This window comes from Desertivirga brevis, assembly GCF_017355835.1.
The window spans coordinates 1,522,024-1,544,864 of record NZ_JAFEWF010000001.1; the positions used below are offsets into that span (position 1 = coordinate 1,522,024).

General features: G+C 40.6%; 22 protein-coding genes and 2 tRNA genes. 8 read left to right on the forward strand and 16 right to left on the reverse strand.

The window, feature by feature from the left end; genetic code table 11:
• Positions 1-106: 106 nt before the first annotated feature.
• The 9 genes from J4N25_RS06670 to J4N25_RS06710 form a co-directional block, all read right to left on the reverse strand.
• Entirely contained in the window at positions 107-1,390 is a 1,284-nt protein-coding gene (locus J4N25_RS06670; RefSeq protein ID WP_207421364.1) for a purple acid phosphatase family protein, read from the reverse strand.
• A 7-nt stretch (positions 1,391-1,397) separates the two neighbouring features.
• Positions 1,398-4,457, reverse strand: coding sequence for a TonB-dependent receptor (locus J4N25_RS06675; RefSeq protein WP_207421365.1), 3,060 nt, complete (start codon positions 4,455-4,457; stop codon positions 1,398-1,400).
• A 106-nt stretch (positions 4,458-4,563) separates the two neighbouring features.
• Positions 4,564-5,580, reverse strand: a complete 1,017-nt coding sequence (locus J4N25_RS06680) for a FecR family protein (RefSeq protein ID WP_207421366.1) — start codon at positions 5,578-5,580, stop codon at positions 4,564-4,566.
• Positions 5,581-5,677: 97 nt separating this feature from the next.
• A complete protein-coding gene (locus J4N25_RS06685) occupies positions 5,678-6,226 on the reverse strand; it encodes a sigma-70 family RNA polymerase sigma factor (RefSeq protein WP_207421367.1) in 549 nt (182 codons plus the stop codon).
• A gap of 533 nt (positions 6,227-6,759) precedes the next feature.
• Positions 6,760-7,170, reverse strand: coding sequence for a hypothetical protein (locus J4N25_RS06690; RefSeq protein ID WP_207421368.1), 411 nt, complete (start codon positions 7,168-7,170; stop codon positions 6,760-6,762).
• Between the two features lie 37 nt (positions 7,171-7,207).
• Positions 7,208-7,426, reverse strand: a complete 219-nt coding sequence (locus J4N25_RS06695) for a DUF4287 domain-containing protein (RefSeq protein ID WP_207421369.1) — start codon at positions 7,424-7,426, stop codon at positions 7,208-7,210.
• A gap of 186 nt (positions 7,427-7,612) precedes the next feature.
• Positions 7,613-7,864 (reverse strand): hypothetical protein, encoded by a 252-nt coding sequence (locus tag J4N25_RS06700; RefSeq protein WP_207421370.1) that lies wholly within the window; start codon positions 7,862-7,864, stop codon positions 7,613-7,615.
• A 5-nt stretch (positions 7,865-7,869) separates the two neighbouring features.
• Positions 7,870-8,181 carry a hypothetical protein gene (locus J4N25_RS06705; RefSeq protein WP_207421371.1) on the reverse strand — a complete coding sequence of 104 codons (312 nt, stop codon included), beginning with the start codon at positions 8,179-8,181 and terminating at the stop codon, positions 7,870-7,872.
• 303 nt (positions 8,182-8,484) lie between these two features.
• Positions 8,485-9,420 (reverse strand): NADP-dependent oxidoreductase, encoded by a 936-nt coding sequence (locus J4N25_RS06710; protein ID WP_207421372.1) that lies wholly within the window; start codon positions 9,418-9,420, stop codon positions 8,485-8,487.
• 84 nt (positions 9,421-9,504) lie between these two features.
• On the opposite strand from J4N25_RS06710, the gene J4N25_RS06715 reads away from it, so the two are divergent.
• Entirely contained in the window at positions 9,505-10,365 is an 861-nt protein-coding gene (locus J4N25_RS06715; protein WP_207421373.1) for a helix-turn-helix domain-containing protein, read from the forward strand.
• Between the two features lie 29 nt (positions 10,366-10,394).
• Here the strand turns inward: J4N25_RS06715 and J4N25_RS06720 are convergent, their stop codons facing one another.
• Complete coding sequence (locus J4N25_RS06720) at positions 10,395-10,862, reverse strand: hypothetical protein (protein WP_207421374.1); 468 nt, start codon at positions 10,860-10,862, stop codon at positions 10,395-10,397.
• 125 nt (positions 10,863-10,987) lie between these two features.
• Here J4N25_RS06720 and J4N25_RS06725 point away from each other — a divergent pair.
• Together J4N25_RS06725 and J4N25_RS06730 are read left to right on the forward strand one after the other, a co-directional pair.
• A tRNA-Ala gene (locus J4N25_RS06725) sits at positions 10,988-11,061 on the forward strand.
• A 46-nt stretch (positions 11,062-11,107) separates the two neighbouring features.
• Positions 11,108-11,182: transfer RNA gene (locus J4N25_RS06730), tRNA-Val, on the forward strand.
• A gap of 759 nt (positions 11,183-11,941) precedes the next feature.
• Here J4N25_RS06730 and J4N25_RS06735 read toward each other — a convergent pair.
• The gene (locus J4N25_RS06735) at positions 11,942-15,151 is read right to left on the reverse strand and encodes a TonB-dependent receptor (RefSeq protein ID WP_207421375.1); all 3,210 of its coding nucleotides are present in this window, start codon (positions 15,149-15,151) and stop codon (positions 11,942-11,944) included.
• 885 nt (positions 15,152-16,036) lie between these two features.
• On the opposite strand from J4N25_RS06735, the gene J4N25_RS06740 reads away from it, so the two are divergent.
• Positions 16,037-16,264 carry a DUF6965 family protein gene (locus tag J4N25_RS06740; RefSeq protein ID WP_207421376.1) on the forward strand — a complete coding sequence of 76 codons (228 nt, stop codon included), beginning with the start codon at positions 16,037-16,039 and terminating at the stop codon, positions 16,262-16,264.
• A gap of 85 nt (positions 16,265-16,349) precedes the next feature.
• On the forward strand, positions 16,350-16,466 hold the full coding sequence (locus tag J4N25_RS27100; protein ID WP_369410838.1) for a chemotaxis protein CheB: 117 nt from the start codon (positions 16,350-16,352) through the stop codon (positions 16,464-16,466).
• Between the two features lie 66 nt (positions 16,467-16,532).
• Here J4N25_RS27100 and lipB read toward each other — a convergent pair whose 3' ends face one another.
• Together lipB and J4N25_RS06755 are read right to left on the reverse strand one after the other, a co-directional pair.
• The gene (gene lipB, locus J4N25_RS06750) at positions 16,533-17,231 is read right to left on the reverse strand and encodes a lipoyl(octanoyl) transferase LipB (RefSeq protein WP_207421377.1); all 699 of its coding nucleotides are present in this window, start codon (positions 17,229-17,231) and stop codon (positions 16,533-16,535) included.
• The gene (locus tag J4N25_RS06755; RefSeq protein WP_207421378.1) at positions 17,221-17,994 is read right to left on the reverse strand and encodes an MBL fold metallo-hydrolase; all 774 of its coding nucleotides are present in this window, start codon (positions 17,992-17,994) and stop codon (positions 17,221-17,223) included. The genes lipB and J4N25_RS06755 overlap by 11 nt, the downstream gene beginning before the upstream one ends.
• 90 nt (positions 17,995-18,084) lie before the next feature.
• Between J4N25_RS06755 and J4N25_RS06760 the strand changes: the two genes are divergently transcribed.
• From J4N25_RS06760 to J4N25_RS06770, 3 genes are read left to right on the forward strand one after another with little or no spacing between them, the layout of a single operon-like run.
• Entirely contained in the window at positions 18,085-18,408 is a 324-nt protein-coding gene (locus J4N25_RS06760) for a winged helix-turn-helix transcriptional regulator (protein ID WP_207421379.1), read from the forward strand.
• A 1-nt stretch (position 18,409) separates the two neighbouring features.
• Complete coding sequence (locus J4N25_RS06765) at positions 18,410-18,982, forward strand: Crp/Fnr family transcriptional regulator (protein WP_207421380.1); 573 nt, start codon at positions 18,410-18,412, stop codon at positions 18,980-18,982.
• A gap of 58 nt (positions 18,983-19,040) precedes the next feature.
• A complete protein-coding gene (locus J4N25_RS06770; RefSeq protein ID WP_207421381.1) occupies positions 19,041-19,640 on the forward strand; it encodes a sugar O-acetyltransferase in 600 nt (199 codons plus the stop codon).
• A 24-nt stretch (positions 19,641-19,664) separates the two neighbouring features.
• Here J4N25_RS06770 and J4N25_RS06775 read toward each other — a convergent pair whose 3' ends face one another.
• The 3 genes from J4N25_RS06775 to J4N25_RS06785 form a co-directional block, all read right to left on the reverse strand.
• Positions 19,665-20,447 (reverse strand): nucleotidyltransferase domain-containing protein, encoded by a 783-nt coding sequence (locus J4N25_RS06775; protein WP_207421382.1) that lies wholly within the window; start codon positions 20,445-20,447, stop codon positions 19,665-19,667.
• Positions 20,448-20,866: 419 nt separating this feature from the next.
• Positions 20,867-21,259, reverse strand: a complete 393-nt coding sequence (locus tag J4N25_RS06780) for an SRPBCC domain-containing protein (protein ID WP_207421383.1) — start codon at positions 21,257-21,259, stop codon at positions 20,867-20,869.
• 171 nt (positions 21,260-21,430) lie between these two features.
• Complete coding sequence (locus J4N25_RS06785; protein ID WP_207421384.1) at positions 21,431-22,840, reverse strand: DUF4374 domain-containing protein; 1,410 nt, start codon at positions 22,838-22,840, stop codon at positions 21,431-21,433.
• Position 22,841: the final 1 nt, after the last annotated feature.

Here is a 22,841-nt window from a genome sequence, read left to right on the forward strand (position 1 = left end):
AGTGTAACAGAGAGCGCAAAAAAAGTGGAGAAAAAAGAGAAGGTGCAATTAATCCCCCAAATCTAGAAAAGAGGTCGCTCTTTGAAGGCAACCTCTTTGAAATGTCTTACTTTTTATTCGGATTAAAGTCAGTAAACCTGGCGGGTTCGTTTTGATTGCTTTTCTTAAGCGAAAAGCTGTCAAATAGCTGACCGCTGGCTTTATAAGCCTCGAATTTCAGATCATTGCCATCTATATGGATCACCTGGAACAGCTGAGTATCTTCGGCTGAGGTATCCATCCAGCGTTCAGAACTTATTTTGTACATCTTAGGGCCTGAAACTGATACAACATATACTGGCCCTCCCACTTTTTTCGAAACGCCTACCGGCAAGTTCCTGCCCCGGCTGTAGGTATGGTCATGGCCCTGCAACAGAAGGTCCACATGATACTTTTCGAACAATGGTTGAAATACTTCCCTGAACTCTTTATTGTCCCTTCCCTTTGCAGTTGAATAAATTGGATGATGGTAAGTGATCACGGTCCAAAGCTTTTTATTTTCTTTCAACACATTCTCAAGCCATCTTGCCTGCGTAGCCAATGAAACAGAATCGAGAACGATCATCTGAGAATTAAGGGAGATTATCCTCATGTTCTGATAATCTGTATAGTAAACCGACTCTTCCAAACCTTCTGGACCGTTTAGTGGAAGGGTGTACTGAAACCTCCAGTGTGGATCAAGGACGAGTTCCTTTTTCTCGTTCCTGGTGTACTCGTGGTTACCAGGTGTTGGGATTGCAGGGATCATTCCATTAATAAAACTTGCTCCGTAATGCCATTCTCCCCATTCGATATCATTGTTAGAACGGTTGATAAGATCGCCGCTGTGGATGATAAAACGAGCATCTGATCGGGTTGCAAATGCTCGTCGGATTACCCTTGACCACTTTGAGCGGATATCATTTTGAGCATCACCAAGATAGATAAAAGAATAAGGTTCTGGTTTTACTGATGCAGTTTTAAACTGCAACCATTCACTCCAATGCTGACCGTCTCCAACCCTATAGGTATAAAGGGTGCCCGGCTCAAGTCCATCAATATTCACACTGTGATAATTTCCCGATTCGAAGCTTGCTCCACTCAACTTCTGGGTAGTTCCCTTGTACTCTTTTGCCTTTATCTCAAGGGCAGGCGAACTATCCTCTTGCACTACCTGTGCCATCCCAATGTTTATCGTTGTGTCAGTTCGCCAGGTAATACTTTGTGAAGTTTCGGGATTACCAGACCAGTTGAGTATCAGCCTATCGGGAAAAACTGATGGCTTGAAGTCCTGACCGTTGGCCGCCAAACTGCTGCATAAAAGGATCAAGCCGGAGAAGAAAGTCTTAATTTTATTTAATTTGTGAATCATACGTTAATTAAAAAGGACTGTATTTAATACCAATATTACCCCAGGTTGAATAGTATTTATAATCACCCGGGCGGCCATCGCCATAATTCACCCGCACTTGAGCATTGTTCAGGTTACTTATGCCCATAAAAATCTTTACGTGTTTGTTGATACGTTGTGAAGCAGAAAAGTCCAACTGCTTACGGGCAAGTTCGAGTTCATCATTTGCTTCAGTTTGTGCAAGTTCTTTTGTGAAGGTATCGTAGAAGTTTAGCGATAAGCGGCCCGAGAATCCGTACTTTTCGTAGGAGATGGCGAAGTTTCCTACTTTAGGGCGCATATCGGGTAATCTTACAGTTCTTACTGATTCAATTCCCGGCACTTTGAACCTGGATTGAATATGCGTATAGTTTGCATAAATACCCAAACCATTTAGCGGTCCCGGAAGAAAGGTAAATTGCTGTTGCCAGGCAAGTTCAAATCCATGTACTTTCGCACCTGCCCCATTTAAAGACTGCGTTATCTGCCATTTATCGTATTGCCCTCCCTCCTGCACATATACTCCTTCATAGATATAGTTGTCTATCTCCTTATAGAACACGCCTCCGGAAATCAGTCCCACAGATCTGAAGTAATGCTCAAATAAAAAATCGAGGTTTAGAGAAGTAGCCTGGTCAAGGTCAGGATTTCCCTTTTTCATGCGAGTTCTACGCGGCTCAATCTCTTCCCATGGAACCAGATCATAATAAGATGGACGGGATAGAGAGCGGGTTGCTGCAGCACGAAAATTGGTTTGATTACTTAAGGCATATTTTAGATTGACACTAGGAAAAAATCCATCAAAAGATGAATTTGTCTTTACCCTATTAGTGCTTATGTAATTTCCTTTGTTATCAAAATTGACAATATTTCCCTTGTAGTTGAATCCGGTATATTCATACCTCACGCCGGCGGTGATTTCGAATTTAGAGAGGTTCAAACGGCTCATAACATAGGCTGCACCCAACTGCTCTTTTCCTTCGTAGGAGTCGGGATCAGTATTTTGCCGATTATAAGTCTCGTTCACAGAGAACAAGTTTTTGTTTGCCTGGTAATAATCCTCCAAGAGGTAACCATTGGGTATGGAATTGCCCAAGTTATAATAATTGTCATAAAAGTCATTCCGGCCATAGGAAGACAGGAAGTTTGACAAGTTCATTGCGCCATTTATCAACTTGTATTGATAATAATTACGGGTATGAGCGTCCTCTTTATAGCGATACCTTCCTCCGAACTTAAAAATTCCCTTATGTTTACCAAGTAGCGAAAAGGCATATTGGTTGTTCATACTAAACTGAACATCCTCGTCATGGGCGAACTGGTGCCGGTTATTATAACTGGTAGCTGTAAAGCTTGAGGGGTTGTTAAGATCAACATCTGTAAAGTTGAACTGAGGCGCTAACGGGTTTGAAAAGCCGAGAGCTCCAGACAGGTCATTGGCTGTAAAATACCCATCGTAATAAATAGGTTGATCATACAGTCCCTTCGAATAAGTAAGGTCTCCATCTATGGTCCATTTATTAAAGATTTGTTTGGTGCCGGCACTAACGGTAAGCAGATCCCGGTTATAATCCCGCGGTGATCCGCTGGTCCCTACAGAAACATCACTAACCATGTTGTCAGCGGTATATTCGCCAATACTATAATTGCGTTGCCCCCTACGCTGAACTTCGTAGTACTTGTTATAGCTCCCCCTTAGATAAATCCGGCTCTGATTGTTATTAAAATAGCTTAGCTCACCCTGAAGGCCAAGGTTACGGCGTTTTAACTCTGTACCTTCCAGATCAAGATTAGAAAGGAGCAATTTTTCAACGCCGTTGATCTTATAGGTGTCATACTCCTGCTGGATCCGATCTTCGCCTCTTATGGAATTATTGTAGTTCAAACCTGCAAGGTAGCCCCAGCGGTTTCCCCTTGTTCCATAGGAGATTGCACCTTCGTACCCATTGTCGCTTAATAGATTGTTCCGGCTATAAGAACCTTTTGCCTCCAAAAGCTTCATGCCCTTAACCGGCGTTTTAGTGATTATATTAACCGTGCCCGCTGTGCCATCAGCATCCATATCGGGAGTTAGTGTTTTGTTTACCTCTATGGCTTCTACTGTAGCAGAAAGAATACCATTCAGGTCGACAGTACGTGAGTTTGTCTCTGTAGAAGGCAAACGGTTTCCATTCATCGTAACAGCGCCCATACTTTGATCAAGACCACGGATGATAACATTTCGGGGAAGTCCATAGCTATAGTCTACAGCAAGGCCGGGAACTCTTTGCATTGCCTCTGCGACAGTTGCATCCGGATAGCGTTCAATTTGTTCCTGCGATAATACATATTTGATATTCTCTGCTGTCCGCATCTGGCTTAGCGCCTTAACCTCTCCCCGGCGGATACCGGTGATCTGAATTCCCCTAAGTTGATTGGCATTTGCTTCAAGGCTCAGTGATATTTGTGTGTTCTTCCCGCCAATCACCTCTACTTGCCTTTCCAGTCTCGTATAACCTATATAACTCACTCTTAGCATTACCGAACCCTCAAGTACGTTGGCAAGGTAGAAGGCTCCTGATATATCTGAAACAGCACGGAGACTAGTTCCCACAACTTCCACAGTTGCAAATGCCAGGGATTCTTTTGTTCTACTGTCTGTGATATGACCCGAAACGCTCCCCCTTTTGTTCTCAATTTTAATTACGACAGGAATGCGTTTGAGGATAATTTGCTTGTTCTCTACGGTATACGTAAGCTGAAGAGGCGTAAATACACGCTTCAGCAAGTGCTGTAATTGCTCATTCCTGGCATCGACAGTAAATGCTTTGTTAAGCTCCAGCTGCTGATTGGTGTAAACAAAAGAAACGCCAGTCTTTTTTTCGAGTAGTTGAATAAACTGAAGGACGTTACCCTGAAAGCCCTGTACAGTTACCGGCTTTTGTAGGGGTTGCATCTCTTCTGCAACAGCGGTTGCAGGCCTTGAAACAATAAAAGATGTAGTGAGTATTAAAAATACCAGATTGAAGATGCTCACAATAAATTTTTGGGCCATAAATGGCTTTTTCATAACTTTGAATGTTAGTCTTGATCGATTAATAGAATGATATGGTTGCGTCAACAACCGTTATTATAAGTGCAGGTGCGTCAACACCTGCATTTTCTGTTATAGAGCGCTACATGCAATTACCTCCTTTGATAAATACTTCCTTGTTTTTGATTGAATAAGCGATACCGAGACTTTTCTCGAGAACTTTAAGGACGTCAAGTAGGGCTGGCTTCTCAAACTTTCCATTGAAGCGACAATTTTCGAAATCACCACTCCAACGAAAGGCGTAGCCATATTTCCTTTCCATCACCTTAAAGACGTTTGCCATAGGCTCCTGCCTGAATACCAGATTGCCATCTACCCAGGCTCTCGCCTCCGCATCGTTGTCAACATCTTCCTTCAGAAACCTCCCCGTTTCTCTATTTAAGCTCGCTGATTGATTGGGTAGCAAATGGACAAGACCACTGCTGTCGGTAACTTTATGTACCGCAACCTTTCCGGTATGCACTGTTACTTTGCTTGCCTGCTCGCCTGGGAAGGCCCTTATGGTAAAGGATGTACCTAAAACCCGTGTATTCAACTGCCCGCTCTCAATGGTAAAGGGTCTTAATGTATCTCTTTTTACCTTAAAATAAGCTTCACCGCTAAGTTTGACCTTACGAACCTCAGCCGTTCCAAAATTTGAAAGGTAAGAGAGCTTACTTCCCGAGTTTAACCAAATCTCGGTACTGTCTGGCAATAGCAGTCGTTTAACTGTCCCTGGTCCGGCCGTTTTATCAATCCAGCGCCTCATTGCGTAATCTGTATTGTGTTGCTGACTCCTATAGATCCAAAAACTAATTCCAATCAAGGCAATAATTACTGCAGCTGCCTGCATCAAATAAGTTTTAAGAGAACGGCGTTGAACAGAAATCAAATCAGATCGATCAACGGAAATCTGTTCCCGGAGCTGATTGAATGGGGCTTCCCAAGTATTGCTTGAAGGAGCTTTACTGGTTTCCTCCCATAACATTTTAATTCTATTAAACTCCCGGTAGTTTTCTTGATCGGCATCAAGCCAGCGCTGGAGCTCTTCAACTTCCTCTTTCCTGGATTCTGCTGCTAAAAAATTAATGATGGATCGCCACCTGCTGTTATCTGTCATATTGCTTTCTGAAAAGACAGTATTAAGCAAGGTTATCCCGGGTTAGAACGGGTTAAGTTTTCATCAATGAATCTTTAAGAAATAGTAAAGTGATATTTTAACGAAGTTCAGACTCCTGAGAGACTACGAGCTGGCGGAGCTGCTCCATCCCTTTTATGAGGTGATCTTCAACGGTTCGCACAGATATGTTCATCAATTCGGAAATTTCTTTATAGCTAAAGCCCTGCAAGCGATGAAGGTGAAATACGAGGCGTCGCTTTTCTGGCATTTTGTCAATAAGCGAATAAAGACTTTGCTGACGGTCGCGATCGAGCATTTTGGCCAAAGCATTAGAGGTAAAATCTTCCTGTTCGGGTAGATCCTCGTGTTCCAGAATGTGAAGTCTGTTCTTTCGGGCCTTTAATTGGTTAATTGCCGCATTTTTTACTGCTCGAAATACAAAAGCCTTTTTATGAGTGGGCACTACTTCTATTCTCCATAGCCTTAGGAAAACGTCGTTTATTGCAATATTGGCTTCATCACTATCCTTAAGAATAAAGATTGCATAACGAAATAGTGAGGGGTAAATGTCGCGGTAAAAGCTTTCAAACTCTTTTAATCTTAGATCTTCAGATGAATTTCTTGTGTCAGAAGGACCGGGAGCCATTAGGGACGAAAGTAGTGGCAGAAAATAACAGAGGGTTTAAGGTAATGTAAAGGAATTGTGAGATAAGGGATGAGTCTATAGTTTATCTTAACACTGTCTGGACTCCAGGTCTAGTAATTTCCTATCCTGTATCTGACAAAACCGATTTTGATGCTGGGGTACGTTATGAAAGCTTTTCAGTTAATGAGGTTAACTTCGGTCAAATAGCTTTCCGTGTAGCTTTGAAATTCTAAGCAACTCTTTAAGTTTTAGTATTAGAAGCTCCATATTTGGGGGCTTTTTTTGTTTTTATCTGGTACGATGAAGATCACTTCAGCTTTACTTAAGTTCTCAGTCGGCAGTTTGGCCCCTTGAGCGTAGGATGACTGAACATGAACTGAACATGAACTAGAAAGTTTAAGGTAAGTCTTTAAGACTGAGAATCAATTATCCTTTCCCTTTCAATAACTCAATCTTCTCCCTTTCAGACTGCAACAATTCTCTATAAAGCTGCTCATTTTTCTCTTCCAGAAAATAACAATAGGGGAATTTTCCTACGACTTAGAATAATCCACCTCCAATTCCCACTTATTAGGATTGGGAAGGGTTTGGTATACAGGCCTTTTAAACAGTTTAAATCCGCCTGAAAGCCAAATTATTGTAACATCTGATTCAAAATCCACTGTGTAATCGTCGCTTCCTTTAACTAGCAGAAACTCCCAATCCTTATCAACATTGAACTCTACACAAAAAGGTTCAATCCAAAACTTCTTCACTTCTGCAGAACTATTAATAAACGACATTGAAGTCTGAGTAGGTATTTTCACCTCTTTAAGTTCCAACTGAGGTTCAACCTGCTGCAATTTATATTTCTCGGCGCGTCGCCTGCTATAAAATCCAAAAATATATTGGCTCACTAATACTCCTACTACCAGGAGGCCTGAAGAGAGAAATGTTTCTAACATTAGTATTGGTTAAGAGATATATTTGAGGACTTATTGTCTACTTAGTCTTCCCCTTGAAAGTAGCATAGATAGCCATAGCGTGACCATGACCTAATTCAAACTCTTCTTTTAACCAATTAGTTATTTCTGTAGCTTTTATACTGGCATTAAGTTGGTCACCAACAATAAAACCTTTTTCTTCCGCTAATTTTTTGAAGTCTTCAGGAGTCTTGCCTGTTTTCGCTTTGATGTTGTCTATATAAGCTTGAAATGACATAGTAGTAGGTTCTAAAAATTGTCTGCTAAGGATTGCTGATTCTGGGGAACAAGATATTTATTTATCTTAAAATCTTAAATAAAATATAGTTGCGCAGCAATTCAATCGCGAAAAGCTGTTGGGCTAATGAATTTATAAAAAAGCCTTTTCTTCAGAGTCAAATAGAAGAAGGAGTTTTGCACGAACTTAATCTAGATCCTGGGTGCTTTGTTTAAATTGTTTTATTTCCATACAAACTGGCTCAAGCTCTTCTAATGTATACTTTCCATCAATTACCTCAAATGTGCAACTTCCATCAACACTGACCACGGCTAGGAGTGCCCCTCCTGAATGCACCAGAAAGCATTCAGAACCATCGCTTTTTATCACGTCCATTTCCTGAACGTTTACCACAGTTTGCTCTCCCTGAATGTTTACTACCGTTGTAAATCCCTTCATCTCAGTCAAGCAGTTTTACTCTTATTGTAATTCCAATTCAACACCAGCCAGTCTGCGATCTCTAATTGAGTCTCGATATTATCCGGCAAATACTCTTTTATCAGGCGTTCTATCTTTAAACAATCTTCTTTAGTTTCTAATCCCCACACTTCTCTCAGTGCGTTAATTAATAGCACCATTTCGTATCTGTTTGTCCTATTGAACCGGCAAAAATTAGGCATATCCAGGTACCGTTGGCCACCTATGAAAAAATATGAGGTCGGATCATATTCGTATCGAAGATCCTTCAATGTAAACAGAATCTTAGCTTTTAGCATCCAATTTTTAAAAACTGATAACGCCCAATTAAATTATCAGGTTTTAAAGAAATCACATTTTGCTATCGCTCCGCACAACTGAAAGGGTTTATACGAACTATATTTCAGGAGGTTTTTTAAGAAGATACCAAAGGTCCCGTGCAGGTAGTTTGAGGCAATATGGGAATTTCCATAGTATTTGAAACAGGATAATTTTCAAGGATGGGCTTTAAATAAAAGCCCTGGCTAGGGAATGACCAGGGCATATCATTTTTTAAAGCTTTAGGCCGTAAATCCTGAAAGGCGGCTTGATTTATTTTCTCCTTACAAAGTTACCACTACTTTACCTATGGTACGTCCGCTTTCAACCTGTAAGTGGGCAGCAGCCATTTCAGTAAAAGGAAAAGTACCAGAAATATGTGCTTTCAGGATACCTTTTTCAAGGAAAGTGGCAATTTCTTGTATGTCAGCCCCGTTAGATTGTACCAGCATAAAATAGCCATTCACTCCTTTTTCTTTAGCTTTTTCGGTAACTGCCTCATTCAAACCTGTAGGAATACTAATGACAGTTCCACCCTTTTTCGTCACCAGAAGTGATTTGTCGATTGTATCCCCTCCTACCCCATCCAAAACAAAATCAAATTCTTCTGGATGATTTGCCCAGTCGTAAGTAGTATAATCGATATGTTTATCAGCACCAAGCTGAATAATAAATTCTTTATTCCTGGCAGAGGAAGTGCCTGTTACTTCAGCGCCAAGGTGTTTAGCCAGTTGAACAGCGAAGTGCCCTACCCCCCCTGCAGCGGCGTGGACCAGTACTTTTTGCCCCCGCTGTACCTTCGCATTATGGATAATGGCTTGCAGGGCAGTTAAGGCAGCAAGGGTTGCAGCTGCTGCTTCCTCATAAGAAATGTTGGCTGGCTTCAAGGCAAGATGCGATGCTGGTGCTGCCACATACTCTGCATAAGCCTTACCATGGCCAGGGAAGTTCACCATCCCGAATACTTCATCTCCTGGTTTGAATTGTTCAGATTTGGATTCGGTGACTATGCCAGATATATCCCAACCCAGAATCAATGGACTTTGGTCTTTAATGCGACCATAGACGCCTTTTCCGGTGCGAGTTTTAATATCTACCGGATTTATACTGATTGCTTTCACTTGTACCAATACTTCTCCGGTTTGAATTGATGGTGTTGCTATTTCCTGAATTTGTAGCTGGCTTACGTCGCCAGGAATATCTAATACGATTGCTTTCATAACTTTATTTACTTTTACAAAAGCAAAGTTATACTTGTAATATTTAATTTATTTGGTATAATTTTGCCATAAACCGGTATAAGTATGAAACGTGAAGATTTACATGAGCCGTTTTCCATTGAGTATATTACTGTAAATGAAGGCCCGCGTGAAGGGCATAAGCATAGCTTCTTCGAGTTGGCTTATATTGTTGAAGGATCGGGTATTCAGTGTATTAACAAGAGTCGGTTTGCCTATCTTCCAGGCCATATGTTCCTGATCACTCCCGAAGACTGCCACTCGTTTGAAGTTGAAACAGCTACGACATTCTTCTATTTACGTTTCAATAATATTTACATAAGGGAGTCCGGTATTTTGACTAGCAATGTTAAAAAACTTGAATTCATTCTGCAGAATGCCAACCACAAACCTGGTTGCATTTTGAAGAATATAGTGGATAAGCAGGTGGTCAAACCCCTAGTTGACGCAATTATACGAGAGTACGAAAACCGGGATATTTATAACCAGGAATTGATCCAACAGTATGTAAACACTCTCATTGTATTAGTGGCCCGCAACATTGCCAAATTTCTGCACCTGGAGCTTTCGGACAATACCGATCAAAGGGCCGCTAATATCTTAAATTTCATACAGGCTAACATTTACTATCCGGAAAGACTGCGGGCAGAATACCTATGTAAGCATTTTAATGTATCCATCAATTATTTGGGCAAGTATTTTAAACAGCATACCGGAAGTACTTTGCAGAAATATATTGTTCAATATCGGCAGACACTAATTGAGCACCGTTTAATACATAGTGATAAAAGGTTAGGGGAGATTGTTGATGAATTTGGCTTTACTGATGAAAGTCACCTTAACAAATTTTTCAGGAATAATAAAGGAATTAGTCCGAAAGCTTTCCGGGTTAAGAATTTTGCTAGACCTACTGTTATGGCTAGCTGAACTAAGCTTCATTGCCCAGGCAGGGTCGCCTATTTTAACTTTGCAGGCTGATGGTCTTCTGCGATGGCTAAATTACCAATACCCGTCCTGCTAATTTCCTCCAATTCATTCTTCTTAATTCTAAAGTAGGCTCTAACGGTATCCGCAGCAAACAGTGTCAGGGTATCGTCTTTAACCTGGTACGAGCCTTTTGATACCGGAGAATTGCGACTATTATCAATAATGTAAGTTTTATTCCTGTAGAGTTTTAAGGATATTTCACCGATTGGTGCTTCCCTCCCTGCCGATAATAGTAGATCTGCATTCTTTTGGCCACGAGGATAAAGCTTTTGTTCAACGACGCTGATCACGCTGATGAGCATAAAAGTTAATATAAGTAAAGTACCAGCCTTCCTATACCCTCCATTGTCTTTACCTCGCAGGCCTGCTATTAAGTACCAGATTGTTCCGGGTATCCCGATTAGAATGATTAGTAATTTTAGAACTGATGTTATCATTGTTATAAGATTTAGCTAAGGTGGTAAGATTTATGCAAATAAACACACTCGATTATTTTTCAAATATTTTCATAAAGCACTTGCAAAAACACATTCAATTCCTCATACTTGCAATCTCTAAAAAAGGGGGATTAGCTCAGCTGGCTAGAGCGCTTGCATGGCATGCAAGAGGTCATCGGTTCGACTCCGATATTCTCCACTTTGAAATTCGGCCCTTCACTACCCCGAAGGGCTTTTTTAATACCGGGAGTTTAGCTCAGCTGGTTTAGAGCACTACCTCGACAAGGTAGGGGTCACTGGTTCGAACCCAGTAATTCCCACAATATATTCTGGCTTGCGTGTACCTTTTGAACAAGACTTGTTGTCGCTAAAAAATCTCCTATGGCTATAGGTAGCTCAAAAATTCCCAGGTACTAAATCTGGAGCGCCTATCTCTTAATTATAACAACCCAACTCTGAATAAAAAAGATGAACTTTTAGTATTGACATTAAATTTGTCACGCTGCATAAAGTCACCAAAATGAGACCTCTACAAAAACTGATTCTAAAGAAGTATAGTGATAATCAATAGGAGTTCAACTTCCCTATATTTCGTTTCTAGGGATTAAAAGGCATAAACCAGTTAAATCCAATAGCATACTGTGGAGGTATTTTAACTCGGTACTAATGATCTTAACAGCACAGCAAACCGAACGTGGCTTTTGGTTTTTTGATAATCAAACCCGATAGACTATATCCAAGTTCATTTAGAGGAATTAAACTCTCTCACCTGACGGTTTTCATAAGCCAGAAGGTGCAGTTAACTTAGAAAAAAGAATTCATTTAATGAGGAAGTTCGAGACAAGTTAGATGAGAACGCCCCGAAATATTAATAATTAACCGACCCCTTTTATGAGAAGACCATTTAGTCATTGCTCCACAGTTGTTCCCTGAACCATAAGTCTTCATTTTAGGCTTGGCCGCTTACTCAAAACTTTTTTCAATTAGCATTAATGGTTTATGTAAGATACAAACGATTACAACAAAAAACCGCCCAAGCTTATGCCGGGGCGGTTCTAACAGTTAACCGTTTTATAATATTAATTGAAAATATAACGAACTCCTACCTGCGCTGTCCAGCGTGAGAAAATATCGTTTACAAAATATGGCTCGTTATTATTCAGGTTATTCAATTTATAACGAGGAGTAGTTGTTCCAGGAGCAAAACTATCAAAAGTTACAGGCTTGAAGCTGTTGTCCCAGAAACTTGAGCCAAATGTATATTGTTGTCCCCAGTCTTTATTAATAAGGTTTCCTACGTTTAAAACATCAAGCGAAAGCTGAATGTTGTTTCTTTTACCTGCAACGTTGGTGAATACGTTTTGAAGGATCCTTAGGTCAAACTGATGTGTAAATGGAGTTCTGGCACCGTTTCGTTCAGCATACTGACCCCGGCGCTCTCTTAAATATGGCTGAGACTCAATGAAGGCATCGAATTGCTGCCATTGAGCTTCCGGAGTAACAGTGCCGTTGGTAACAAAGGTCATTTCGCTGGCATCCCTCGGAATGTACATCAAGCTGTACTGATCACTTGCACTTCCTGATGAAGAGAAATTAGGGTCGCCCTGGATCAAGTAAGAGAACCTTGGTCCCGACTGTCCGTTATAGAATAATGATACAGTAGTTGATAAATGTTTAATGTATTCTTTTGTGTAAGATACTGCTGCCATAATACGGCTTCCGGTGCTGTATGGAGAATACCCGATCTGGGCGAAATTCGGTCCGTTTACGTTAGACACACGGTAGAAATTTGACTGGTTCTGAGATGAAGTTCCAGGAAATAGATCCTTAGATTCAGTGAAAGTATACGCTACCGTACCAAAAAGTCCATTTTCAAAACGTTTCTGAAGCTGGGCGGTTGCCGACCAGGCATAACCTTCATTTACATTATCGATATAAACAATCTGTGTATAGTTTGGAAGCACCCGCCTTGCGTTACCGGATGGATATAACACCCTGTTATCAGCACCTTGTAACTGGCCGATTGGTGCAGCTGCATTTATATCTCTGAACCTAAATGAACTGATATTCTTTGAGTACATGAATTCGGCCGTTCCAATAATTCCCCAAGGAAGCTTCTGATCAATTCCTAAAGATGTCCTTGCAATCTGAGGTAATTTCAAGTTTTCATTTAAAACAGTGATGTTTCCTGATGGAGCAAACGTTGCATTGCTTTTTGGTTGATTATTTACATCAGGTATAAATTCTATTGTTGCGGCACCTTGTGGGGAATTTAACTGGTTTCCTCCAAGAAGAGTCCCACTTTGAGTATATGCACCAGCAGACCATACAAATGGAAATCTGGAAGTAAAGATACCTATTCCTCCACGTACCTGAGTTGATCTGTCATTGTTAACATCCCAGTTAAAACCAACTCTTGGAGACCACATAAAGGCTGCTTTAGGCATGCGGTTGGTGCGGACATCGTACTGAAGCGCTAAACGGGAATTGTTAAAGTCAGCGTTTTCTAGAGGTTCGTCCTGATAGATAGGAACGTCAAGTCTGATACCTCCTGTGATCTTTAAGTTTTCATACACCTGGAATTCATCCTGAACATAAAAACCTAATTGCATTGCATTGAATTTCGCTCCTTGTTTAGGATCAGACGTGTTGCTGTAATTGTACTGAAAATTGCTCGCTAAGCCTCTCTCGAAGTTTTCTACTGCAGTATAAGGTGCTCCTGTGGCAGGATTTATATCAGTGGTTGCACGAAAAGTATAATTTCCGAAAGCACTTCCGATAAAACCATTATACATCTTATAGAATTCATTATGCGTTCCGAACGTAATCGTATGGTTTTGTTTCAGCAAGGTCAGGTTGTCTGTTAAGGTCATAACATCCTGGTTAAGCTGATTCACTGTAGAAAATGGCTCTGTTCCAAGATTCACTGTGTTACCACCAATGATCAGCGTAGCACGTGGGAAAGCTGCACCAGGAGCAGTTCTCGGTTCTCTTACACTAGTGTATCCGAAAATAAAGTTATTGGAAAGATTATTGGAGAACCTGCTATTAAGCTCAACAACTCCTGAGTTGGTTTTACTTTCGCGAAGTATTGCACCATTCGAAAAAGTCAACGTAGTTCCGTTACGGATCAAGTCTGTAGCGCTTCCTTCTACATAGCTATATCTTGCAGTTAAGCGATGGTTGTCATTAATATTATAATCGAAGCGGGCAAAGATCTTATCCGATTCATTATAGGTCTCCTGATCAAGGAAACTCCCCGCATCATAACCTAAGGCAATAGCGCGGGCATTAATCCTTTGCAGGTCGTTAGGAGAAATTAACGAACCGGGCTGTCCTGGCTGGAGGCCCAGAGGTGTTGTGTTCTTTGTTTTTTCGGCATTCAGGAAAAAGAATAGTTTATTTTTAATAATAGGTCCGCCAACACGAACGCCATACTGATCTTCTTTGAATTCGGCAAGCCTGGCAGCCGGGGTTGTATTAGAACGAAGGGCACCAGGAGTCTTTCCTGTCAGGTCCTGATTTCTTGTGAAATAATAAACTGAACCTTGTACGTCATTTGTTCCAGAACGGGTAACAGCTGAAATACCTCCACCCGCAAATCCACCCAGTCTTACGTCGAAAGGCGCTACCTGTACCGTTAATTGTTCGATGGCATCCAGTGATATTGGGCCGGTACCAGTACTTGAACCGTTTGTGCCACCTTCACTTAATCCGAAAACGTCATTGCTCACCGCTCCGTCAATAGTTAGCTGATTGAAGCGGTAGTTCATCCCACCGATAGAAAGAGAAGTACCCTTTATATCAGCTTGCGGCGTTAAACGCGTAAAATCATTAATTCTTCTGGACACGGTAGGAAGGGCCTGAATCTGCTGATTGGTTATTACAGTAGCAGGACCGGTTTTTCTTTGGTTAAGCGCGTTATTGCCTGTAACTACTACTTCTGCCAGCTGATTACCCGCCTCTTTTAATATCGTATTGAGGTTATATGGCTGGCCTAATTGAAGATAAATGTCATTAATCGTTTTTGTTTCGAACCCTATAAAGGTAATAGCTACGGTGTAAGGACCTCCAACGCGCATATTCGAAATATTGAAACGTCCGGCAGCATTTGCTGATGAGCCGTAAACCGTTCCGGTGGGCTCATGCACAACCCTGATCGAAGCTCCAGCTAGGGCTTCACCTTTTGAGTCTTTTACCAAACCTGTTAAACTGCTTGTTGTAACCTGAGCCTGCAGGTTGGCAAGGCCAATAAACAGGAAGAGCGTAGAAAGTAAATAATTCTTCATTATTTGATTTTTCATGTAGTTAATGTGATTATTTACAAATATTAGCCGATTTATTTTTAAACTGTAAAAAAAGCGACAGATTTAATATTGAGTTATTAATTACTTAAACAGGGGAGGGATTCGTGTGGGGGGTAGTAGAGTTTTGATTTTTTGGAAAGGTATCGGATTCTAGAATTATGATGCTCCAAAAGGTCACCGATTTGACTCCGATATTACCGTTGACTTTGTACCTCCTTATATCATTGAATTAAAGCTAGGAGATTATTAATGTATAAACCATTCTGAATCATTAATAAACTCAATTATAAATAGGTCTTTTGAGTTTATTTGAAATGAAGAATTTATCAACATTCATAAGTCTTCCACTACCCTCACAATTTTCAAAAGAGCTTGAAAACAACAGAACATTTTAACTCTAATGATACTGGAAGCTTATCAATGAAAACAGCTTTCTAATAAGCAGTAAGGAAAGGGCTCGCTATGGAAAAACTACAATAAGTTTATATACATTCGATGATAACACTATCAGATAGGCATTATACGGTCCCGATCCTTAATTAATCATATCTGCTCATGTTACGGAAAATGAAGTGCATAAAGATTTTATAGCAGGGTGAATTTATTATTAAATCTTTCATTGCTAGCTGTAGCACTACTTCCCTTAATGGCTAACGGCAACAAAAGCATGCAGATAGCACTGTCATTTTTTGTGGACGGCTGTCTTATAGGCAACCACTCTTCTAATGGAAATCTTTTTGTAAACCTGTCAAAACATTTCGCAGTTTCTATCCCTTAATAGGTTTTAGTTGATAAATTGTTTTGGACTGGCGAACCCATCGGCGTTGATATGGCTGGTGGGTTTTTTATTTCTTATCTTTGTCTTCGATGAGCGCAGAACTACAAGAGTTAAAAGATTTTTTCAATTCAGTTGAATTACCTAAGGGAACATTTAGTGTAAAACCTGGCGAGTATATTAGTGATGCTGAAACTTGTATTAGAACTGCTATCACTACATTGGAAATACATCATTCAAATACTTCCTTCGCTGGTTACTGGGAGCGGCTTCGCAGAATTAAAGCTTACATTGAGGAGAATCAGCAGCAGGCGGGTTAAAGGCAAAAGCGCCCTTTAACGTGCGGCTCCATCAATTTGTTACCAAAAACTTCTTCTTTTAAATTATTCCTTTCACAACCTAATTATTTACAAAACACGCCGAGATGATGGTGCGAAGAGTTTGCTGGAATTCAAACAAGGAGGAGGCCGCACCATTGCCCAATACGAAAAAACAAGTGTTGTTTTCGGAATGCCAAATTAAGCTGTTCAACTTGATGCCGCAGAGAAAGTACTTCCGCTACAAGATATTTTACGTTATCTGTTGCAACTAAGCGAAAAGTAGGGTGCAATCAAATACGGTTTCAAAATTAGAGATAAGCAGTCGCGTTACTTCACCTACGGAGACCGGCCTACCTAATTGTTTACCAATAGATGTCACTCCTCTTTCCTCCTGGTTTATACCACAGGGAATGAAGTACTCATATGGTTTCAGGTCGTTATTCACGTTTAAGGCAAGGCCATGATTACTTATCCAGCGTGATAAATGAACCCCAATGGCGCAAACTTTCCTCGCTTCCCCGCTGCCCACGTCTTTAATCCAAACTCCAGGAAAATACGCATCATAGAATCCCTCTATACCTATTTGCTCAAGGGTTAAAATAACCACTTTTGCCAGGCTTGCAATAAACCACCTGATATCCGTTTTAAAATCGTTCAAATTGAGAATAGGATACACAACAAGCTGTCCGGGATTATGCATAGTAATTCGACCTCCTCTTCTAATATCAAAAAGCTCAAAACCCCTTGCCTGCAGAATTTTGTGGTCTACCAGCAAGTCATGTTCTGTAGCCGAACTTCCAAATGTGATCACAGAAGGATGTTCACAAATAAAGAGGGTATGCGTGCTTTCTTCTTTCATAGTCCTTTGGGTCGAGATCTCCTCGCGGAGTTCTTGCTGTAGCCTTAGGGCATATAGGTAAGGTATTAGTCCTAATTGCCTACAAAAAACCCTCGGCTTAGTGACCATCTGACGTATCAATCACTTCTCCATCTGCAGGAACAAAGCATTGGTTTTGTAGTCCATTTTGACTGATCTTGGATTTAATTATGCCCCTATCTTCACGAGCGTGACTTAATGCTTCGAGATGGACAATATAGAACTTGGAAGATGGTAAAGCTTGCGCTGCCAGAATAATCTCTTCGCTGGTCATCAAGATCGGCTCACCTTGATCAAACTGGGCTGCACCTCCATTTAGCACCACAAAGGCGGGTTTAAAGTTTTGTAATATGGAGTTGATTTCTTCGTACCAGATGGTATCACCAGCAAAATACGCCGCTTCAGAACCTGATTTAATAACAAAACCATTTACTGTACCCATCATCGCACCTATTTCACCAGACCCGTGCCTTCCTTCTGTTAAGGAAAATTGAATCCCCTCCCATTCAAGCTCTCTGTCAGGTACCAGAATATTTTGGAAGCCTTGTTGATTTAAGTCGGGGGCAATGAGCGATGAGCAGATGATAGGAAGCTCCTTGCTGATCAATTCTTGTGCTGCTAAGTCCCAATGATCGGGATGGAGATGAGTCAGCAAAACTGCATCTATATGTTGTAATTGAGCTTCTAATTCCCTGGCGCTGAAAGGCAGGTCTACTAATGGGTTTGGCTGTTGCTCTTTTATCATTGGTAAAAGCCCCATCGACCCTTTTGCTCCTAACATCGGATCTAACAATAGCCGTTTATTGTTCAGTTCCAACAAAACTGTCGCATTTCTCCACAATTGTATTTTCATGGTCTTAATTTTACTAAGGCAAGTTGTGCATTATTATTTTTTCCCGGAAGAAGTTCACTTTTTGGTTACCTATACACAAATTTGTAACCTATGAATTACGAGGAATTTCAGAAATGCGGTGCTCGGGTAACACTATCTTTGCTAGCAGGTAAATGGAAACCACTAATCCTATTCTACCTGTTTACAAGTTCAACAAGATTCACTGAACTTTGGCGGATCATGCCGAGGGTTTCGAAGAAAGTGCTACTAGAACAGTTGAAGGAGATGGAAGAAGACGGCTTAATTGTGCGAGTTGAGAAAAATGGTTTTCCGCCGGAGGTCTTCTACGAGCTTTCTGAACAAGGCAAAAGCCTGGGACCTATACTCAGGCAACTGGACGAATGGGGAGATAAATACATACAGGCAAAGGGATAGCATGTTGGAAAATATAATTAAGGGTATAAGGCAATACTTCCCTGTTTCTGATACTTCTATCAGCACACTTGCTCAGCATTTTACAGAGCTGCGGCTTCCTAAAAATCACATGCTTACCCGAGAGGGTGTTCGCGACAATTATGTTTATTTTATAGAACAAGGCCTTTCCCGCACCTTTTTGAATATTGACGGTAGGGAAGTTACGAACTGGTTCAGCAAGGAGGGTGATGTTACGTTTTCCTCAAACTCATTATATCATAGAACTTCAGGTTTCGAATATGTTCAGCTTCTTGAAGATTCCCAGATCTACCGCTTATCGATTGAAACGCTTAATAATTTATACAAAGAGAACATTGAAATAGTGAACTGGTCGCGAGTTATTCACCAGGAGGTGTTGTTAAAGATGCAAACCTTACGACTTGACAGACTGTCCTTATCAGCAAAAGACCGGTATGAGAAATTCCTTTCGGAAAATCCCGACTTGTTCAACCGTGTTAACCTGGGTTTTATCGCTTCCTATTTAGGAATGACCCAACAGCATTTGAGTTCGTTACGGGCTGAAGTACGATTTTAAGATAGATGAAAATTTTAGCGGCCTTCTTTCTATAATTTTGGTACTCAATCCCACGAATATGAATTCTGAACTTGAGAAATGCCTGAACGGCGACATTTATAATACCTCTGATCCTGACATTCAAAAGCTTAAATATAAAGCACGCGAGCTCACAAAAAAATATAATCAGACAGCGAGCTCTGACCTTCACAAACGAAAGGAAATCCTATCTGATCTATTCGGCGCTAAGGGCAACAATGTAAAGGTAGATATCCCTTTCTACTGCGATTACGGGAAGCACATCTCCATTGGTAGTAATGTGATCATAAATATAAATTGCACTTTTGTCGACTGTAATAGAATTGAGATAGGAAATAATGTAATGATTGCTTCTAATGTTCAGATCTATACGGCTACTCACCCTGTAGAAATGAATGAACGGCTTGTCGCCGGCTGGGATCAGGAAATGCCCATCCCCTACTTCCGTACCTATGCTCTACCTGTTAAAATTGAAGACAATGTTTGGATTGGTGGAGGAGTGATTATTTTGCCAGGTGTGACCATAGGGAAAAATTCTGTTATAGGCGCTGGCAGTGTTGTTAATAAATCTATTCCTGAAAACAGTGTGGCTGTGGGAAATCCTTGCCGTGTGATCAGGACTATTAACAAGGATAAATAGCCCCTATTAACATAGGGGTTTCTTTTATTTCCTCTTCTTTATTTCCTCAAAATATTCCAGTACCTTAACCTCTGCATTTTTTTGCAACTGCACATTGTTTACAAACAGCTCTGCCCGGAGCTCTTTATAGAGCACTACAGAGTTATGTAAGCTCTCTAATAAAGATTGTCTGCTATACTGAGGTATTGTTTTTTGAAGGTTGATGAAATCATCGGTGTTTAATGACATCTCCACTTTTCGCACACCTCGCGGCAAGTTGTTATTCTTAATGTGAAGTAAAGGACCAAAAACTACCATCCGCAAAAATCCAAAGAAGTCGAATGCCTCCATGTATTCGCCACGACCAATTTTAAGAAGTGCATAATGCACCCAGGTCCAGAAACGGTCCTCGATCCACTGATAGTCTGGATACGGAAACTTCGCCTGGGATTGCGCGATTTGAGCTGCCAGCATGCCAGTTTTGTCGATAAGTATAACTGGAGTTTCAACACGGTCGCTGAATTCATCAATAGTTAAAAACTTGATATCAACATGTAAAAGAGGGTTATCATACAAACATATTAGTACTCGTGGTTCCCCTACATGTTCGCCAGTAAATCCCGACAAAAAATCACCGATGCTTCGTGCATACTGGAGCATAAGTTCCCTATCTCCTGATACCTTCTGCTCGGTAAAAAGAACCAAATCAACGTCGGAAAATTCATCAATTTCTTTTGTAAGCCAAGAACCGCCAACAGCCATACCTGTAACACTGTTGTCCTTTTCAAAAATAGCCTTAGCTTTCTCTATAAATTGTTGTTGTATCATAGGGACCGATGCTTTCAATCGAACCTCTAAAATATTGATTTCTTATATAAAAACTATTGTTTTTCATTATCGTGTCCCCACATCTTTATTCCTCCGACCAATTTTTCTTACTATTTTTTTAATTGTGACTCAAATCATTTGCAAAAGAGTTATAAAAGTAGATATTTGAGTAAGAATTATTTTCATTATTTAGAAATCGTAAAATAACCCCTGCTCCCTAAGCAAGGGTTATTTTTTTAATTCCTTATTATAATCCTGTTAAAACAAATTGCGAGCAACACGTATTTATACCTATATAATTTAACACTTTGGTTTTGGTCTTAAGTCGCCCACTAGTAACTGGTAATACTAGTGGGTTTTTCATTTCACGTGTAACTTATTTGCAGATGCGAGATAGAACCTACCAGCAACTTGCTATATTAGCCATCAGTTCTTTTCCTTAATGCTTCTGGTAGCCTTTTCTGAATATATTGCGACCACGCAGAAGAGCATGATTCGTAGCATTCCATTTCTGGCACTAAACCTTCATGCGTGAATTTAAACTTCGTTTCGCCGGAGTCTTTCGAGATGTCAAAAATTAATCTGGTGCCTACCCACTCATTCTTTTTTTCGACAAAGCTAAAATTGCTATCTGTAACATCCCATACTACCTTTTCATTGGGTACCGCCTCAACCAGTTTCTGTTTTGAATAATGAGCTCTTGCTCCTGCCTCAAAACTAAACTCATCTCCCATTTTTTCTGAGCTCCCTTCAAATGATTCGTCAAATAAACCTGACCGCCATTGTCTAACATTTAAAAGAGTCTTATACACTTCTTCGGGCGATTGCAATAACGGGGCTTTCCCCTATCGAATACAAGAACAAGTATAATAAGAAGACGGTAATTGAGAAATGAGGTTGCTGTCCATTAAACGAGTCTCATGAAAATAAAAAGGGAGCAGAAATCAGGTTCCTGCTCCCTTTTTTAGGAAGGATGGAGTAACTTAGTAAGCTCCCAGATAAAAACTACCGGACTGGTTTTTCAACTTTGCTCCTTTTGTAACTTGTTTAGTCTTCCAGTTGATGATGTAGAGGTTACCATCAACACCATTAGGCGTCATTGGAATATAAACATTATCTCCTGCAAGGCCAATGTTCTGGAACTGACCAAAGGTACCTGTAATAGCAGTTACACCATTTGCAGCGTTTGCAGTGCGACCAGAATAACCTAAGTCAGACTGATTATCAGTAGTTAGCTTTGTAGCCGTCTTAGCATTAAGGTCTATTATTGCAATGAAACCACCTGCTACGTTTGTTTCTGTATACAATACGATTCCAATCCCATCTTTAATATATCTCCAGGCTCTGATAGCAACTGCATTGTTGGTACCAAGTGCTGTTTTTAAATCAAAGTTATAGTTATCATACTCGTTTGTCGTTCCGTTGATGCGAAGGATCTGAGAACCTGAAGTTGCTGTAGCCTGGTAAATATGTCCGTCGTTGCCCACGTATTGCGTCATGGTACGATAAGAATGATTGTTCACTTTGCTGATTGTTGGATCTGCAAATATCAGTTTCGGGTTAGCTAAAGTCGGATAGTCAACAACCAAAGTTGCAGTACCCAGCTCTCTTGTTCCTGAACTCCATGTCTGTACGTTGTTAGCATTTACAGTTGAAGGTTTAGTTGGATCTGTTCTGGTAAGGTTACAACCAATGTACACTTTGGTTTTTGACGCATTAATAACAGGAACATCAATACGACCTATTTGATAACCAGCTTTGGTTTGCTCTGCAGTGAATGGAATAACAAATTCTGTCTGGCGGCTGATTTGCGGATCGTTCAAGTCAATTACCGCAATTTTTGCAGTACTTTTTACATCCACGAATGTAGCGCCTGCACCTTCTTTAGAACCTTGAATTGTTGCTGAAGCAAATACTCCAATACCTATACCATCTGCTGCCACTACCCAGCGAGGAGCCGAACCTAAAAGAGGCTCTGTGTTCACTTCCTCGCGCGTATCTACAAAATTCTTTTCCCCTTCAACTTTGTACTTATTGAAAATTCCACCGTCAGTACCCGTATATTGAATATTATACAGGAAGTTCCCATTAGTTGAACCTTGTACACGAGCAGTACGTTGCGATCTCAGGCTATAACCACTATTGAAAACATTAACTTCATAATTAGGATTAATTGCCTGATCCAGCGTGATGGCATAAGCCATTGTACCACCGTTTCCCGCTTCACCCTCCGCATCAGGGAAGGCAGCTGTTAGAGTGATATATTTTCTACTCCATGTATCTGGTCCTGATGCTTGTAAAGTATTTTCTCCACTGTCCTTTTTGCAGGAAGCTAGCATACTAATGGTTAGAGCAGAGCCAAATAATACTCTTGATACGGAATTGATTTTCATA

Bases quoted from the DNA above. Each gene is read 5' to 3' on its own strand.
- J4N25_RS06670 (WP_207421364.1), bottom strand. From the start codon at position 1,390: ATGATTCACAAATTAAATAAAATTAAGACTTTCTTCTCCGGCTTGATC.
- J4N25_RS06675 (WP_207421365.1), bottom strand. From the start codon at position 4,457: ATGAAAAAGCCATTTATGGCCCAAAAATTTATTGTGAGCATCTTCAAT.
- J4N25_RS06680 (WP_207421366.1), bottom strand. From the start codon at position 5,580: ATGACAGATAACAGCAGGTGGCGATCCATCATTAATTTTTTAGCAGCA.
- J4N25_RS06685 (WP_207421367.1), bottom strand. From the start codon at position 6,226: ATGGCTCCCGGTCCTTCTGACACAAGAAATTCATCTGAAGATCTAAGA.
- J4N25_RS06690 (WP_207421368.1), bottom strand. From the start codon at position 7,170: ATGTTAGAAACATTTCTCTCTTCAGGCCTCCTGGTAGTAGGAGTATTA.
- J4N25_RS06695 (WP_207421369.1), bottom strand. From the start codon at position 7,426: ATGTCATTTCAAGCTTATATAGACAACATCAAAGCGAAAACAGGCAAG.
- J4N25_RS06700 (WP_207421370.1), bottom strand. From the start codon at position 7,864: ATGAAGGGATTTACAACGGTAGTAAACATTCAGGGAGAGCAAACTGTG.
- J4N25_RS06705 (WP_207421371.1), bottom strand. From the start codon at position 8,181: ATGCTAAAAGCTAAGATTCTGTTTACATTGAAGGATCTTCGATACGAA.
- J4N25_RS06710 (WP_207421372.1), bottom strand. From the start codon at position 9,420: ATGAAAGCAATCGTATTAGATATTCCTGGCGACGTAAGCCAGCTACAA.
- J4N25_RS06715 (WP_207421373.1), top strand. From the start codon at position 9,505: ATGAAACGTGAAGATTTACATGAGCCGTTTTCCATTGAGTATATTACT.
- J4N25_RS06720 (WP_207421374.1), bottom strand. From the start codon at position 10,862: ATGATAACATCAGTTCTAAAATTACTAATCATTCTAATCGGGATACCC.
- J4N25_RS06735 (WP_207421375.1), bottom strand. From the start codon at position 15,151: ATGAAGAATTATTTACTTTCTACGCTCTTCCTGTTTATTGGCCTTGCC.
- J4N25_RS06740 (WP_207421376.1), top strand. From the start codon at position 16,037: ATGAGCGCAGAACTACAAGAGTTAAAAGATTTTTTCAATTCAGTTGAA.
- lipB (WP_207421377.1), bottom strand. From the start codon at position 17,231: ATGGTCACTAAGCCGAGGGTTTTTTGTAGGCAATTAGGACTAATACCT.
- J4N25_RS06755 (WP_207421378.1), bottom strand. From the start codon at position 17,994: ATGAAAATACAATTGTGGAGAAATGCGACAGTTTTGTTGGAACTGAAC.
- J4N25_RS06760 (WP_207421379.1), top strand. From the start codon at position 18,085: ATGAATTACGAGGAATTTCAGAAATGCGGTGCTCGGGTAACACTATCT.
- J4N25_RS06765 (WP_207421380.1), top strand. From the start codon at position 18,410: ATGTTGGAAAATATAATTAAGGGTATAAGGCAATACTTCCCTGTTTCT.
- J4N25_RS06770 (WP_207421381.1), top strand. From the start codon at position 19,041: ATGAATTCTGAACTTGAGAAATGCCTGAACGGCGACATTTATAATACC.
- J4N25_RS06775 (WP_207421382.1), bottom strand. From the start codon at position 20,447: ATGATACAACAACAATTTATAGAGAAAGCTAAGGCTATTTTTGAAAAG.
- J4N25_RS06785 (WP_207421384.1), bottom strand. From the start codon at position 22,840: ATGAAAATCAATTCCGTATCAAGAGTATTATTTGGCTCTGCTCTAACC.